Source organism: Salegentibacter tibetensis (assembly GCF_020164485.1).
GTDB classification, from domain to species: domain Bacteria; phylum Bacteroidota; class Bacteroidia; order Flavobacteriales; family Flavobacteriaceae; genus Salegentibacter; species Salegentibacter tibetensis.
Genome location: NZ_JAIQZA010000022.1, coordinates 43026 through 58739, shown reverse-complemented (window position 1 = coordinate 58739; position 15714 = coordinate 43026). Strand labels below are relative to the sequence as shown.

Below are 15714 nucleotides of genomic sequence, written 5' to 3'. Positions count from 1 at the left end.
CTCCTGTTGAGTACCTTTAAGAAACTCTTTCAGCAAACATTTGTCTATGGCCTGGCCACGGTGTTGCCGCGTATGCTGAATGTTTTATTAATACCGCTTTATACCCACGTTTTACCTAAAGAAGAATACGGCGAAGTTTCAATAATCTTCGCCTATTTTGTGTTTTTTAATGTCATCCTCGCTTACGGGATGGAAACGGCCTTTTTCAGGTTTTACAATAAAATGAATAACAGCAAGGAGGTTCTAAGTACTTCCGGCTGGTCTATTGTTACTACTTCTTTAGTGTTTTTCGCCGGGGCATTTTTAGTGCAGGATTTTATTGCTGAAATGGCGAATATTCCGGTTAAATATATTCAACTCGTCATTTGGATTCTATTTTTGGACGCGCTGGTGATTATCCCGTTCACCTGGTTACGGGCAGCTGAAAAACCTATGCGTTTTGCTGTAATTAAAATTATAAATGTTTGCATAAATCTGGGGCTTAACATCTTCTTTTTACTGTTTTTAGCGGATCTGGCCGGAGAAAATTCAGTTTTCCAGAGTATTTATGTGCCAGATTTTAAGATCAGTTATATCTTTATTTCCAACCTGGTGGCAAGTGCGGTTACCCTGTTAATGATGCTACCTTTCTATTTTAAAATTGATTTCAGCTTTAATAGCAAACTTTGGAAATCCATGATGTCTTATGCGTTTCCGGTCTTAATCGCAGGGCTTGCTTTCTCAGTAAATGAAGTTTTTGACAGGATAATGCTGGATTATCTGCTTCCGCAGGATATAGCAAGAGAGGAAATTGGTGCTTATGCCGCCTGCTACAAATTAGCTTTGTTTATGACGCTTTTTGCAACGGCCTTTAGATTAGGGATAGAGCCTTTTTTCTTTAGTCACGCCGATGCAAAAAATGCCCAGGAAACCTATGCGATAATCACCAAGTATTTTGTGGTTTTTGGAAGTTTCATCCTTGTGGCGGTAATCGTTTTTATAGATCTTTTAAAAGAACTTTTAATTCAGAACAGCTCCTATTGGGAAGCGATGCATATTGTGCCGCTTATCTTGTTGGCAAACCTGTTCCTGGGAATTTACCACAACCTTTCGGTTTGGTATAAAATCACCGACCGTACCCGGTTTGGGGGATATATTTCAGTAGTTGGCGCTTTATTTACCCTGGCGCTCAATATTTTACTCATTCCATTTATTAGTTATACCGGTTCTGCGATCGCAACTTTAGTGGCTTACGGGGTGATGATGCTGCTTTCTTATTTCTATGGAAGAAAATATTATCCCATTCCGTATAACCTTAAAAAAATAGGCGGCTATCTAGTGCTGTCCGTCTTATTTTCGGTATTTTCATTTTATGTTTTCCGCGGAAATTATTTCGTGGGCATAAGCTTATTAATAATTTTTCTTGGAACGGTATATGTTTCTGAAAGAAAACAACTTATCAAAATTTTACAATCTTAATTATGCAGGTAAAGATCATCAATAAATCGGCACACAAAGTGCCGCATTACGAAACGGAAGCTTCGGCAGGAATGGACCTTCGCGCCAATATTTCTGAAGCAGTTACGTTAAAACCATTGGAGCGTACAATTGTAAAAACAGGACTTTTTATTGAGCTTCCGGTAGGGTACGAAGCCCAGGTAAGACCAAGAAGTGGTCTTGCTGCCAAAAAAGGAGTCACCGTATTAAACGCGCCCGGCACTATTGATGCCGATTACCGTGGAGAAATTGGAGTGATATTAGTGAATCTATCTAACGAAGAATTCACTATAGAAAACGGCGAACGTGTTGCCCAAATGGTCATTGCCAAACACGAACATATTTCCTGGAAAGAAGTGGAAGTGCTAGAGGAAACCACTCGAGGTGCCGGCGGATTTGGAAGTACCGGAAATAAATAAGAATATAATTTAACCGGTTATTACCGGTTGTGCGGAAGATTAATATGAATAGCGATTTTCAAGAATTGAAGATCAAAAAAACTAAATAAATGAAGATTATAGTACCTATGGCGGGTCGTGGTTCACGACTTCGTCCTCATACCTTAACCATACCAAAGCCTTTAATACCCGTAGCGGGAAAACCAATCGTACATCGGTTGGTAGAAGATATCGCAAAAGTTCTTAATCAACCTATAGAAGAAATCGCTTTTATTCTTGGCGATCCGGCATTTTTTGGAGATGACGTGGTAGAAAGCTTAAAAGATTTGGCCAAAAGCCTTAATGCAAAAGCTTCAATTTACCGTCAGGATCAACCCCTGGGAACCGGTCACGCTATTATGAGTGCCAAAGAATCCCTTTCTGGTCCTGCAGTTGTTGCTTATGCTGACACCTTGATAAAAGCCGACTTTAAACTGGATAAAGACGCAGATGGCGTAATCTGGACTAAAAAAGTAGATAATCCCGAAGCTTTTGGAGTGGTAAACCTTAACGAGAAAGATGAGATTATAGAACTGGTTGAAAAACCTAAGAAATTTGTAAGTGATCAGGCCGTTATTGGAATTTACTATTTTAAAGATATCGCGGTTCTAAAAGGGAAACTGGAAGAAGTATTGGAAGAAAACCTAATGCACGGCGGAGAATACCAGATCAACGATGGTATCAAGAAAATGATGGCTGAAGACAGGGTTTTTAAAACCGGAACTGTAGACGAATGGATGGATTGCGGAAACAAAGATGTAACCGTAGAAACCAACGGCAGAATGCTGAACTTTCTTCATCAGGATGGCGAAAAGCTGATTTCAGATTCTGTGAAAATCACTAATTCTGAAATTACCGAGCCTTGTTATATTGGCGAAAATGTAGAACTGTTAAATGCCAAAATAGGGCCTAATGTTTCAATAGGAGACGGGACAAAAATTATTGGTTCTGAAGTAAAAAACAGCCTGATCCAGACTTTTGCTGAAGTAAAAAATGCAAAACTGGATAACGCTATGATCGGGAATTTTGCGAAATTTAATGGCGAATTTACAGAGATTAGTATCGGCGATTATTCAACCTTAGAATAAGCTTATTTAAGAGGGTGTATGAAAAGTTTTTAAAATCGTCATCCTGAATTTATTTCAGAGCCTGCCGCGATTTTTATCGGGGATCTAAAATCTTGATAGTTACAAAGATGTTAGAAGCTGAAATGAACCCGCCTGAACGGACGGACGGGCAGGTTCAGCTTGACGAAACCAGGCTTTTCAAACAGCCTCTTTATTTCAATCTTGTCCTGAAAATTTAATTATGAAAAAAAACTTCTTCATTACTGCTGTCCTTTCAGGAGCTTTATTCATTTTTCAGGGAAGTTATGCCCAGGAGAAGGAAGTTGTGCTTGAGGAAGTAAATCAGGACGATCTTGGGAACGTTACCGACGAATTTCAGGAGCAATTCTTTGAAGCCCTGAAACAAAAAGGTATCGAGAATTATGAAAAAGCCTTATTAGCTTTAGATAATTGCCAGAAACTGGAACCTGAAAACCCGGTGGTGTATTTTGAAATGGCTAGAAATTATAATGAATTAAAAAAATATGACGAGGCAATAACCAGTTTGGAGAAAGCGCATGAACTCGCGCCGGAAAGGGAAGATGTTTTGAATGAGCTTTATAAAAGCTACACCCGCGCCCAGCAATATAATGCAGCTATAGCAACCTTGCTAAAATTACAGGGTTTTGACGGGGATTATAAAGAAAAGCTTGCGAATATTTATCTGCTCAATCAACAATACGAGGAGGCACTGGAAATTATAGGTGAACTGGATCAGCAAGAGGGCCCAAGCACTTATCGAAACAAATTGCGCCGGCAAATTTTTGCCCGTACCGGGGACACCGCTGCACAAATAGAAAACCTTGAAGAAAGCATAAGCAATAACCCCGAAAATGAGCAAAATTATCTAAACCTGATCTATATCTACAGTGATCAGGGCGAAAATGAAGAAGCTTACAATACCGCACAGGAATTATTGGCTACAAATCCCGGTTCTACCCTGGTACACCTGGCCCTTTATAAATTCCATCTGGAGCGGGAGGAACCTGAAGATGCAGTAAATTCAATGAAAATTGTTTTTGAAAGCGAAGAGATAGATCCAGAATCTAAATTTAAGGTGCTTAATGATTTTCTGCTGTTTGTAGATAATAATCCAGAATATGAAAAGGATTTAATGCAGGTAAGCAAAATGCTTAGCGAACGAGAGAACGCTCCAAAACTCTACGGGCAGTTGGGACAATATTATATGAATCGCGGTCAAATAGAAGAGGCCCTTACTTTTTTTGAAGCCGGTTTAGCAGAGAGCCCTGAAGATTTTCAATTAGTGAAAAATACTATTTTACTTCAATTAGAGTTAGAAAAGTATAAAGAGGCCCGGGATTTGAGTAAGGAAATGTTAGAGGTGTTTCCCGCGCAACCTGCTTTATTTTTATTGCAGGGAATTGCATTAAACCAATTAGAAGAATATCGTGATGCTATAGAAACACTTACATTTGGCCTGGATTATTTAATTGATAATCCCAGGATGGAAGTAGACTTTTATACTCAATTAAGCAGGGCACATGGAGCATTGGGGGAAAAAGATAAATCGGCTGAATTTTCGAATAAAGCCGAAGCATTAATTAAAGAAATTGAATAGATGTATAGAAAAATTTTAGGATTAGTATTATTGAGCCTTTTTGTTGTTTCCTGCGGAAGCCGGAAAGGAATAAAAGGAATCGCTACTAAAAATGCTGAAGCCGCAAACATTATAGAAAATCATTATAATTCTGAAACCGATTTTAAAACCCTTAGCGGGAAATTAAGAACGGTTTACCAGAGCGAAGAACGTACACAATCTGTGAATTTAAGCTTTAGAATGGAAAAGGATAAAGCTATCTGGATGAGCGCTTCGGTTTTAGGATTTCCGATAGCAAAAGCTTATATCACACCTTCCCGGGTGAGTTATTATGAAAAAGTGAGCCAAACCTATTTTGATGGTGATTTCAGATTGTTAAGTGATTTATTGGGCACGCCTTTAGACTTTCAGAAACTTCAGAATTTGCTAATAGGTCAGGCTATCTATGACCTGAGGGAAGAAGAATTTCAATTTTCCCAAACCGCCAGGGGATTTCAATTTATGCCTTCAGTAGAAGGATTAATCAAGAAAATGTTTTTGCTTGATCCTGGAAACTTCAAAGCCTCTGCTCAGCAACTCGCGCAAGTCGGCGAGAATAAAAGTGTAACGGTAACGTATTCAGATTACCAGCAAATAAATGGGAAAATTTTTCCGGAAGAAATAAGAATTATTGCCAACGAGGCCGGAAGCAGCACAAGAATAGAGCTCACCTACCGTTCACTCGAATTTGACCAGGGAGAATTGAGTTTCCCGTTCGATATTCCGTCAGGTTATGAAGAAATTATTTTATAATGAAACTTAAGAAATTTTCTGAAATTTTATTTTGCATCGTTTTTTTACTGTTTTCTGCGGGGAATTTGTTAGCTCAAACAACTCGTGAAACCCTGGAGAAAAAAAGGATAGAACTTAGAAACGAAATCACTCGTATTAATGAGTTAAGAAGCAGTAACAAGCAAAAAGAACGTTCGGTTTTAAGTCAGGTAGAAGATCTGGATCAGCAAATAAGGAACACAGAAAATTTAATAAAAGTAACCAACCAACAGGCGAATCTTTTAACCAATCAAATTAACGCCAACACCAATAAAATTTCCCGGCTTAGAACAGAATTGGAACAGCTTAAGGAAGATTATGCCGCGATGATAGAGAAATCTTACAAAAGTAAATCTACCCAAAGTAGAATAATGTTTTTGTTATCTTCTGAAAACTTTTTGCAGGCCTATAAACGCTTGCAATATATGAAGCAATACACAAACTACAGAAAGCAACAGGGAGATGAAATTAAGGCACGTGCAGAAGAACTACAGCAGCTTAATGCCAGTTTAGCCGATCAAAAAGAAACCAAGGAAGCGCTTATTGTCGAGAACAGGCAAACCCGCGCTCAATTGGAGAAGAACAAAAAGGCACAGCAGGATTTAATGCAGAATATTAGAAGTAAGGAAGGGGAATTCGCTGCTCAAATAAGGCAAAAACAACAGGAAATCAATAAAATTGACGCACAAATTGAGAAAATGATTCGTGAGTCTATTGTAAAATCCAATGAAGAAAGCGGTTCTGCTGAAAGGGATGTTTATGAATTAACCCCCGAAGCGAAAGCCCTTGCAGCCGATTTTGTGAAAAACAAGGGCCGATTGCCCTGGCCAGTAAGATCTGGCGTGGTTACTTCCCGCTTTGGAACACAACCACACCCAATAGTAAAAACTATTTCTATTAATAATAACGGGGTAAATATTGATACCGATCCCGGCGGAAAAGCCCGGGCTGTTTTTAATGGAACAGTAAGTGAAGTTCAGGTTCTAAAAGGAGCTAATAAAGCCGTAATGGTAAGGCACGGAGACTACATTACCATTTACGATAACCTCGAAAATGTTTTTGTAAAGAGGGGCGATGTGGTAAATACAGGGCAGGAGCTTGGTTCAGTTGCTACCAGCCGAACTTCAGGAAAAACTACCCTGCATTTTCTGATCTATAAGAACATGCAAAAAATGGATCCGGCAGATTGGATCCTGGAAATGTAGAATTCTCAAGCAACCATTTATTGTTTGTTGCATCTTACAAAGAGAACTGTTTATATAGTGTATGAAAAAACTTTTACTCCTTTTAAGTTTTATTTTTTTAACGGGTTGTTTCGATCATAATGTTGGAGTGGTTGGTAACAAAAGGATGATGATTTCGGGAAATATTCTTACCACAGAGAATATTCCTTTAGAAAAAATCAGTATGACCGCATCAGGTTCAGAATACTTTATTTTGAATATCAGGTAACGAGAGATTTTAGGGGAAGGTTTTACTAATGCTTCCGGGGAGTTTTCATTTGTTAGTTTAGATACTGGTAATAGTTTTTATGGGATAAGTATAAACCATCCTAACCACGAGGATTACCGGGAAGAATATGCCAGCATTCACTTTTTAGATTCTATTGGCTCGCGGGAAAATTCTTTTGAACTGGTTAATATAAAACTACCAAAAACTCAGGAATTTGAGTTGAAAGTAAATAACTCTTCAGAAAGTAACGATACCCTATATTATAAGCTCACTTATCCAAATCCGGAAGAATATAGGATGTTACATGCAAATTCATTTTTAGAATTCCCGCAGATTTTTCAGACTGAAATTGAACAATCCAGTCGAATGTTACCTGATCAAGATGGTATAAATTTTCATTTTAGAACTTTAGCAAACAGTACTATTCAGTTTGCTTATAAATTCAATGTTGAAGCGGTTTTCGACACTATAAATGTTGAAATAACTTCTGAAAATCCAGTCTATGAATTCGGTTACTAAGCTTTTGTTTTTCGCCATCTTTTTTCCGCTTTTATTGAATGCACAAGATAGTATTCCGGAGCCCCACAGAAATCAATATGTAGCCACAGATCCTGAAACCGTATTTTTTGAAGGAGAATTTTTTAGAGGTTACAGTTTAAATAATTCTAGCTGGGAAAATTTTTCCAAATCTGGGTTTGGACTGGATGTAAACTGGTTTGTAATGCCCTTTTTAACCCTTGGCGGGGAGTATAATGTAACCAGAGGAAATTCCAGGGAAAACTATAGTGGTCATACCGGTTCCATAAATAGAATCACTTCACATTACCAGGGATTGCATCTCGGATATTACCATGCATTTAATAAGGAATGGAATTTACATAATGTGGCAGGTTTTGGTGTGTTCCAGAATATAAATCGAGCCCCGGATTCTCGTTTTACTGAAGAGGGTAACAGTTTAATGTTAGAAAGTGCATTAGGATACAGAATTGATAGAACCGCAGCGATTTACTTAAAAGCGACGTTGAGATGGGATAGAATGGAGATAAAAACTCCACAGGTTCTAGACGATTATTTTAACAAACACAGCTTATTGCTGATTAGCTTTGGAGTAAGACTTCATTTACAAAACCCAAATGGCTAGTCTTTAAACAGAGCTTTAAGCTCTGTGGCTTCGTTTGGTTTCATTTTACCGGCAAGTACAAGGCTAAGTTGTTTTCTTCTCAAGGCAGCCTCATAACGTTCTTCTTCCAGCGCTGTTTCGGGTTCTAAGGGTGGTACCGTAACAGGAGCACCGGTTTCATCTACGGCTACAAAAGTATAAATAGCTTCATTTGCTTTGGTTCGGTTTCCACTCTCACGGTCTTCCACCCAAACATCGATAAAAATTTCCATAGAAGATTTAAAAGCACGGGAAACTGCGGCTTCTACGGTAACTACACTTCCTAAGGGAATGGCTTTATTAAAAGCTACGTGATTTACCGAGGCAGTAACCACAATCCTGCGGCTGTGTCTTCTGGCGGCAATGCTGGCAGCACGATCCATTCGGGCGAGTAATTCTCCCCCAAATAAATTATTGAGTGGATTGGTTTCACTGGGTAAAACCAAATCGGTTAAAGTAGTTCTGGATTCTTCTGGGTGTTTTGCCTGCATTTCGCCAATTTTGGGCAAAAATAGGGAGCTTTGCGCAATTTAAGGCCTAAAGAACTATTAAAGTTCCTGTACCAATAACCACGCAGCTTCATTAGAAGATTTTACTTCGCGTAGCATATTTATTGCATCACGTCTTTTCTCATGACTGGCGTAAACAACCTGGTGTAAGCCATATCTGTTCTCGCCTAGAAGATGTGCTTTAAAACCTTCTTTTCTAAGTTCAGCAACCTTCGTTTTCGCGTTTTCTTCTACACGAAATGCGCCGGCTACAATATGGTAATTTCCGGTTTGTTTGGCTACATTAAAAGTAACGGCCGGTAGCGGATTATCGATAATAAAAGTTGCCTGTTGAATTTGAGCCTGGAGCTGTTCCTGTGCCTCTTGTTGCTCGGCAATATTATGTTTGGAAACCTGGCTGCTGTAAATATTTAGTCCTGCAAAACCAGAAATTCCTAATGCGATAAGTCCTATAGCTGCATACTTAAGATAGACAGGTGATTTTCTTCTTTCCGGAGTAAAAAGTATAGGAGCTTTTTCTTCAAGCTCTTCAACTTGTTTTTTATAAGTTTCGCGGCTAATTGCTGAAGTTTTAAAACTATCCAGTCCAAAAGAATCGGTTAGGTAATTTACATGGCCAAATGGCTCAAACTGAAGTTTTTCTTCCGCATAAAATAGTCGGCCAATGTTCTCCAGTTCAACTTTACCATCTTCTTTAAAGGATACTTCCAGTTTTTCTACAAAGTCGGCAATCATATTTACCGCAGTGGTGTAAGAAACTTTTTGTGCCGCAGCAATATAGTTTGCCAAAAGCCCATCGTTCTTTTTCAGCTGTGAATTAAAGGAAACAAGCTTTTTTGGCGGATGAAAAATTTGGGTTTCTTTGTCTATATAGGCCGGTTCTTTTTGGGAAAGAAATGCCCCAAATCCGGGTAATATTACGCATTCGTAACGATAAAGTAAATCCTGGATGTAGTTAGCTATCTTCATTGCCGCAAAAATAAGGGGTTATTTTAATCTTTCTAAAGTTACCCAAAGAAATTTTATTAACAAACCTTTTTTTCTGTAATTTTAATCAAATTCGAATTATGTCTTCTGAAGAGTTACAGTATATCTTAGCCTTGCAACACATTCCAAATTTGGGAGATATACTTGCGAAAAAATTAATCAGGCATTTTGGATCGGCAAAAAATGTACTACAACAAAAGAAGCGAAATTTACTTAAAATCGATGGAATTGGTGCTCACCGGTTACGCGATTTCTTTGATTCTTCACACCTAAAAGCTGCAGAAGAGGAGCTAAAATTTATTGAGAAGAATAACATCAAGATTTTGTATTTTGAGAACGATGATTACCCCGATAAGCTAAAGCATTGTATTGACGGCCCAATTGTATTATTCCAAAGAGGAAATATCAACCTTAATAATCAAAAAATTATAAGTGTGGTGGGCACCAGGAAGATCACCCAAAATGGCCTTGCATTTTGCGAGCAGTTTATTGAAGAATTGAGTCCGTTGAATCCGGTTATAGTTTCGGGTTTTGCCTATGGAGTAGATATTACCGCACAAAAAGCTGCGGTTGCTAATAACTTACAAACCATTGGTTGTCTCGCGCATGGATTCGATCAGATTTATCCGAAAGTGCATCATAAATATGTAACTTCAGTTGAAGAAAACGGAGGCTTTTTTACCGACTTCTGGAGCAAAGATCCTTTTGAACGGAATAATTTTTTGAAGCGAAACCGAATTATCGCGGGCTTAAGCGAAGCAACCGTGGTAATAGAAAGTGCTGAAAAAGGCGGTTCTCTGGTTACTGCTGATATTGCGAATTCTTATAACCGGGAGGTTTTTGCTGTGCCGGGAAGACCGTCAGATAAATTGAGTAAAGGCTGCAATAATTTAATTAAAACTCAAAATGCACATTTAATGAATTCTGCGGCAGATCTGGTTTACCTCTTAAACTGGCAAACCGAAGAAAAAACCAAACCGGTACAAAAACAATTATTTGTAGATCTTGATGAGGACGAAAATAATATATTCCACTTTTTAAAAGGGGAAGGGAAAGCCCAGTTAGACAGCATTGCGCTAAACTGTAACTTTCCCTCCTATAAAACTGCGGGTATTTTAATTAATATGGAATTAAAAGGCGTTGTGCGCCCATTACCCGGAAAATTATTTGAATTGATCTAGTAACCTACTTTTTTTCTTACTCTATTAATAACCTCATTGGCTACATTTCTTGCTTTTTCAGCGCCAACTTCAAGGGCTTTGTCTAATTCTGCCAGGTTGTTCATATAATAGTCATACTTTTTTCTGGGAGTTTCAAACTGCTCCAGAAGTACTTCATATAAAGCTTGTTTAGCGTGCCCGTAACCAAATCCGCCGGCTTCATAGTTCTTGCGCATTTCTGCTATTTGTGCTTCAGAAGCTACTAATTTGAATAGTGCAAAAACATTACAGGTGTCGGGATTTTTAGGTTCTTCCAAAGGCGTACTGTCGGTTTCAATAGCCATAATTTGTTTCCGAAGTTTTTTATCGGTCACAAATAGATTTATGGTATTGCCTTTAGATTTGCTCATTTTAGCACCATCGGTTCCCGGAACATACATGGTATTTTCCTGAACTTTAGCTTCGGGAATTACAAAAGCTTCGCCCATTTTTGAATGAAAACGGGATGCTACATCACGGGTGATTTCCAAATGCTGAAGCTGGTCTTTTCCCACCGGCACGATTTCAGCATCATAAAGTAAAATATCTGCCGCCATTAACATTGGGTAAGTGAAAAGTCCTGCATTCACATCCTCTAGATGATCTGATTTGTCTTTAAAAGAATGCGCCAGGGTTAAACGCTGATAAGGAAAAAAGCAGCTCAAATACCACGAAAGCTCAGCGGTTTGCGGGATATCACTTTGTCGGTAAAAAACCGTCTTTTCTATATCAATCCCACAGGCCAGCCAGGTTGCGGCCACAGAATAGGTGTTATTTCTTAAGGTTTCGGCATCTTTTATTTGGGTTAGCGAATGCATATCGGCAATAAAAATAAAAGAATCATTATCGGGTTTGTTGGCCATTTCTATGGCCGGCAAAATCGCTCCCAATAAATTTCCTAAGTGTGGAGTTCCTGTGCTTTGTACTCCTGTAAGAATTCTGGACATCTGCTTTTTCGGTTTTTGTGCAAAGGTACTTTTTTTGCGGAATTCCCTCGGTTCAATTTAGTACTTTTGGTTTCTATGAGCATCCTACGCACAATACTTACTGTTTTATGGCGAATCTGGTTTTATATTCTTCTTGTAATACCAATTTTAATAATGTTTCCGGTGCTTGTCGTGTTTTCTTCCGCTGAAAGACTTTATCCTAAATATTATGTTTGTGCCCGAATTTGGGCAAAATGTATTTTATACGGAATGGGTTTTTATCCTGAAATTAAAAGGATGCAGCAACTTGACCCAAAACAAAATTATATGTTGGTGGCCAACCACACTTCTATGATAGACATTATGATGATGCTTGTCATCATTAAGCAACCATTTATATTTGTAGGGAAAAGAGAACTGGCTAAGATTCCTGTTTTCGGTTTTTTCTACCGGAAAACAAACATAACCGTAGACCGAAATAGCAACAAAAGTAAGCAGGATGTGGTAATTGAAGCCCGTAGAAGATTAGATATGGGCGAAAGTATTTGTATTTTTCCTGAAGGTGGAGTTCCAGAAGATAGATCACTTGTATTAGATACTTTTAAAGATGGTGCATTTAGATTGGCAATAGCACACCAAATTCCTATTGTACCTATTACTTTTTACGATAATAAAAAGCGGTTTTCCTATAAATTTATCTCAGGTGGACCTGGGAAACTTCGGGTGAAAATTCACGAATTTATTAGTACAGAAGGCATGCAGCCTGGGGATAGAAGGGATTTAAGAAACCAAACCCGGCAGGTTATTTTTGAAGAGCTTTCCAAAGATGTTGAGAAAAAGGAGGCTGTTTGAAAAGTCTTGTTTTCCTTTGTTGTATATCTTACAGGAGAGCGGAAACTGTAACAAAATTTAATGAATTCCATTAACAAATATCAAACCTTAATAATCGGTCTTGCTGTTCTTCTCGGAATTCTCATCGGACAAAATTCGTCAATTGGAAATTACGCCGAATATCTTATAGTTCCTTTTTTGATGATAATGCTTTTCGGGATTTTCCTTAATATCCCAATTAAGAACTTGCTTAAAAGTTTTTCTAATCTAAAATTTTTCTCGGCAAATATTGGAATCAATTTCATTTGGACTCCATTATTTGCTTACGGCCTGGGCCGCTTATGGCTTCAAAACGAACCAAGCCTTTGGATTGGATTTGTAATGCTGATGGTAACGCCCTGTACAGATTGGTATTTGATTTTTACAGGAACAGCCAAAGGTAATACATCGTTAAGTGCATCCATTCTTCCACTAAACCTGATTTTGCAAATAATCCTTTTACCGATTTATTTGCTTCTATTTTTCGGTAAGACAGGATCGGTTGATTCAACTATCTTATTTGAAAGTATAATTTTGGTCTTGCTAGTTCCTTTCGTTTTAGCGCAAGCCACAAGATATGTCTCAAAACAATTAAAAAACTCAAGGTTTATCAATAATAAGTTTTCGCCATTTTTTGAAAGGAGCCAGGTTATTTTTTTAGGCTTAGCAATTATGGCAATGTTTGCATCACAGGGAGATTATTTAACAAATAACCTTGAAGTCGTTTTAATCTTATTTATTCCGTTGCTAATCTTCTTTATCGGAAATTTCTTTATTAGTCGATTTATGAGCTCCTTATTAAAATTCAATTATGAAGATTCAGCAAGTTTAAACTTGACAACTTTAGCAAGAAATTCTCCTATATCCCTGGCTATTGCCATAACAGCATTTCCTAATGACCCACTTGTAGCATTGGCCTTAGTAATTGGACCTTTAATTGAATTGCCAATTTTAGCATTGGTGTCACAAATCTTGTTGCAAATAAGAAAAAGGAGGATGATAAAAGAGTGAGGTATATGACCGTGATAAACTTTGTGGTGATCGGATAGTGAATTCCTCTAAACTCAAACTACGCCTATACGTGACCTTTGTCCTGAAAACTATCGGAATAGCTTCAGCTCAACATATAATTTTTAAGCTCAATTTAGACCACCGAATAAATTTCGGAGCAAGCTCTAAAACCAGTTTAGGGTGACGATTTTCTTGAATCAGTTTAAAATCTAAAGCTTACTCCAGAATATATTCCGAAGTAAAACGGGCGTACACCGGGTGCATCACTAAAAGTATCCAGCTGATATTTAAAAATAGGTTCTAAATTCAGCATAAAACTATCGGTAATTTTATAATCCAGTCCTACACCAACATTCGTGCTAAAACTCACTTTATTGATATTATTTGCTTCCCCAATTCTCGTATTTTGGTTATTGGTATTTACCTGGATACTATTTTCATCTAAAAACATACTACTTCCGCCTGCAATTAGATTAAGACCTATTTTGCTGTCTATGAGACTGTATTCTATTTCCAGTGGAACCTCAATAAAACCAAATTGCTGGTTGATCTCGCCCGGTAACGCCATATTATTGATAGATGAGAAAGTATTATTACTACTGTCGGTATTGCCGGGAAGGCCGCTTGGCGCCGCATTTTCCAATTGAACATTATTTCTATCTGATTCGTAATTTATGGAACTTATAGAGCTGGGATTTATGGAGGCAGTAAATACAATATCTTCCACGTTATAGCTCATCGCTACCTTAGAAACCCCGCTTCTTATCTTGATTTTTTCTGAAATTGAATAAGCCAGGTTCATGCCATAAGCCATACTAACCTGTGAGCTGGTAGTATTACCCGCAAATTGGGGGTCTATGGCATTTCCTTTACCAATATTATCATAAAAGACGGGAGCTGCGAAAGTGCTTAAACGAAGTCTCTTTTTAGCAGCTTCAGCAATTAATTCTTCGTCTAATTCCAGATTTTTTTCTTCTTCAATTTGGGCTAATTGTCCTGCTACTTCCAGGCTATCCTTAATTGAAAGTTGTTTTTCTTTTTCAATACTATCCAGCTTATTTTCTGCGATCGCTTCAGGATTGTGTTCGTTTTTTGAATTTGGATTGATGAAATCCTGATTCTGAATTATTCCTTCTTCGGAATCTGGATGATTTTCTTCCGCTATCGCCGAATTTTGTTGGTCTGAATTTTCTGTGATTTGGTCTGCTGTATCTTCTGTTTTAGCTGAATTAACTGAAGTTTTTTTGGCTTGAGCATTTGTGTTTTCTGAAGCTATAGCCGAATTGTTATTAGCTGATGAGGTTTTGGCACCTTCAGAAGTTAAATAAGTAGCTTCATTAACATTTTCCAATATTTCTGAAGCATTTATAAACTGTTCGTTTTTATTGATTTCTGGTAAATTTATTTGAGGTTTAGCAGTTTCTTCTAATTCAAAAACTACTTGTGTTTCGGTGAAATTATTCTGGCTGAAAAAATAGCCGCCCAGTATTAAAGCTAAAACAGCTGCAACACCGCTAAGCTTCATCCATAGTGGAATTATAAAAGGTTTTTTTCTATCTTTCTCCTGCAATTTCCCGGCAATATTATTCCATAACTCAGGACTTGGTTCGGGGGCAAAGTCCCTGAACTTTTCCTGGTATAGCCGGTCTATGTTCTTTCTTTCTTTCATAACGATTGCACCTTATTATCGTTGAGGTAATTTTCTATTTTGCTTTTTAAAATCTGCCTGGCTCGAGCCAGATTAGATTTTGAACTTCCCACACTTATATTCAGCATTTCTGCGATTTCTTTATGTGAAAATCCGTCCAGGGCATAGAGGTTAAAAATTTGCCGGTAGCGTTCCGGTAAATCCTGAATGCTTTTTAATAGAAAATCAGTAGTAATTTCTTCATCATCGATTTCAATCTCGGGATCTTCTAAAAGATTTTCATTAATGATTTCAAAATATTTTTCCTTTCGGTGCTTTTGTAGGGTTGTGTTAATTACAATTCGCTTCATCCAGCCCTCAAAAGAACCTTTATCTTCATATTGATTTATTTTCTTGAAAATAGTGATGAAACCATCCTGCAGGTTGTCTTCAGCCTGCTGGTAGTTATTGGAATATTTAAGGCACAGGCCAAAAAGTTTACCGGAGTATAAACGGTAAAGCTTTTCCTGTGCCCTAATATCCTGCTTTTTACACTGATGTATGAGTTCTTCTAAACTCACTAACTT

At 37.8% G+C, this 15714-nt stretch carries 17 protein-coding genes; 12 read left to right on the top strand and 5 right to left on the bottom strand.

All coding sequences use genetic code 11. The features are described from left to right. The first annotated feature begins 6 nt into the window (after positions 1 to 6). The 9 genes from LB467_RS12275 to LB467_RS12235 all read left to right on the top strand — a co-directional run bounded on the left by LB467_RS12275 (position 7) and on the right by LB467_RS12235 (position 7980). Complete coding sequence (locus LB467_RS12275; protein WP_224474334.1) at positions 7 to 1458, top strand: oligosaccharide flippase family protein; 1452 nt, start codon at positions 7 to 9, stop codon at positions 1456 to 1458. A 2-nt stretch (positions 1459 to 1460) separates the two neighbouring features. Further along, positions 1461 to 1895, top strand: a complete 435-nt coding sequence (dut, locus tag LB467_RS12270) for a dUTP diphosphatase (RefSeq protein ID WP_224474333.1) — start codon at positions 1461 to 1463, stop codon at positions 1893 to 1895. A gap of 89 nt (positions 1896 to 1984) precedes the next feature. Then, entirely contained in the window at positions 1985 to 3001 is a 1017-nt protein-coding gene (locus LB467_RS12265) for a sugar phosphate nucleotidyltransferase (protein WP_224474332.1), read from the top strand. A gap of 220 nt (positions 3002 to 3221) precedes the next feature. Continuing rightward, entirely contained in the window at positions 3222 to 4598 is a 1377-nt protein-coding gene (locus LB467_RS12260) for a tetratricopeptide repeat protein (RefSeq protein WP_224474331.1), read from the top strand. Then, positions 4599 to 5369 carry a DUF4292 domain-containing protein gene (locus LB467_RS12255; protein ID WP_224474330.1) on the top strand — a complete coding sequence of 257 codons (771 nt, stop codon included), beginning with the start codon at positions 4599 to 4601 and terminating at the stop codon, positions 5367 to 5369. Beyond that, positions 5369 to 6592 (top strand): murein hydrolase activator EnvC family protein, encoded by a 1224-nt coding sequence (locus LB467_RS12250; protein WP_224474329.1) that lies wholly within the window; start codon positions 5369 to 5371, stop codon positions 6590 to 6592. The genes LB467_RS12255 and LB467_RS12250 overlap by 1 nt, the downstream gene beginning before the upstream one ends. A gap of 61 nt (positions 6593 to 6653) precedes the next feature. Beyond that, on the top strand, positions 6654 to 6839 hold the full coding sequence (locus LB467_RS12245) for a hypothetical protein (protein ID WP_224474328.1): 186 nt from the start codon (positions 6654 to 6656) through the stop codon (positions 6837 to 6839). Between the two features lie 219 nt (positions 6840 to 7058). Continuing rightward, positions 7059 to 7358, top strand: a complete 300-nt coding sequence (locus tag LB467_RS12240; protein WP_224474327.1) for a hypothetical protein — start codon at positions 7059 to 7061, stop codon at positions 7356 to 7358. Then, positions 7342 to 7980, top strand: a complete 639-nt coding sequence (locus tag LB467_RS12235; RefSeq protein ID WP_224474326.1) for a hypothetical protein — start codon at positions 7342 to 7344, stop codon at positions 7978 to 7980. Before LB467_RS12240 ends, LB467_RS12235 begins: the two co-directional genes overlap by 17 nt. Here LB467_RS12235 and LB467_RS12230 read toward each other — a convergent pair. Both LB467_RS12230 and LB467_RS12225 read right to left on the bottom strand, forming a co-directional pair. Then, on the bottom strand, positions 7977 to 8489 hold the full coding sequence (locus tag LB467_RS12230) for an acyl-CoA thioesterase (RefSeq protein ID WP_224474349.1): 513 nt from the start codon (positions 8487 to 8489) through the stop codon (positions 7977 to 7979). The genes LB467_RS12235 and LB467_RS12230 overlap by 4 nt on opposite strands. 57 nt (positions 8490 to 8546) lie before the next feature. Continuing rightward, entirely contained in the window at positions 8547 to 9476 is a 930-nt protein-coding gene (locus LB467_RS12225; protein WP_224474325.1) for an HU domain-containing protein, read from the bottom strand. Positions 9477 to 9574: 98 nt separating this feature from the next. Between LB467_RS12225 and dprA the strand changes: the two genes are divergently transcribed. Continuing rightward, a complete protein-coding gene (gene dprA, locus LB467_RS12220; RefSeq protein WP_224474324.1) occupies positions 9575 to 10675 on the top strand; it encodes a DNA-processing protein DprA in 1101 nt (366 codons plus the stop codon). Here dprA and trpS read toward each other — a convergent pair. Further along, positions 10672 to 11640 (bottom strand): tryptophan--tRNA ligase, encoded by a 969-nt coding sequence (gene trpS, locus LB467_RS12215; protein ID WP_224474323.1) that lies wholly within the window; start codon positions 11638 to 11640, stop codon positions 10672 to 10674. The two genes, dprA and trpS, sit on opposite strands and share 4 nt — an antisense overlap. A 75-nt stretch (positions 11641 to 11715) precedes the next feature. Here trpS and LB467_RS12210 point away from each other — a divergent pair, with 75 nt between their 5' ends. Further along, positions 11716 to 12471 (top strand): lysophospholipid acyltransferase family protein, encoded by a 756-nt coding sequence (locus LB467_RS12210; RefSeq protein ID WP_224474322.1) that lies wholly within the window; start codon positions 11716 to 11718, stop codon positions 12469 to 12471. A 60-nt stretch (positions 12472 to 12531) separates the two neighbouring features. Further along, complete coding sequence (locus tag LB467_RS12205) at positions 12532 to 13500, top strand: arsenic resistance protein (protein WP_224474321.1); 969 nt, start codon at positions 12532 to 12534, stop codon at positions 13498 to 13500. A 202-nt stretch (positions 13501 to 13702) separates the two neighbouring features. On the opposite strand, the gene LB467_RS12200 is transcribed toward LB467_RS12205, so the two are convergent. Together LB467_RS12200 and LB467_RS12195 are read right to left on the bottom strand one after the other, a co-directional pair. Continuing rightward, a complete protein-coding gene (locus LB467_RS12200; RefSeq protein ID WP_224474320.1) occupies positions 13703 to 15169 on the bottom strand; it encodes a hypothetical protein in 1467 nt (488 codons plus the stop codon). Then, entirely contained in the window at positions 15166 to 15708 is a 543-nt protein-coding gene (locus LB467_RS12195; RefSeq protein ID WP_224474319.1) for an RNA polymerase sigma factor, read from the bottom strand. Before LB467_RS12195 ends, LB467_RS12200 begins: the two co-directional genes overlap by 4 nt. Positions 15709 to 15714: the final 6 nt, after the last annotated feature.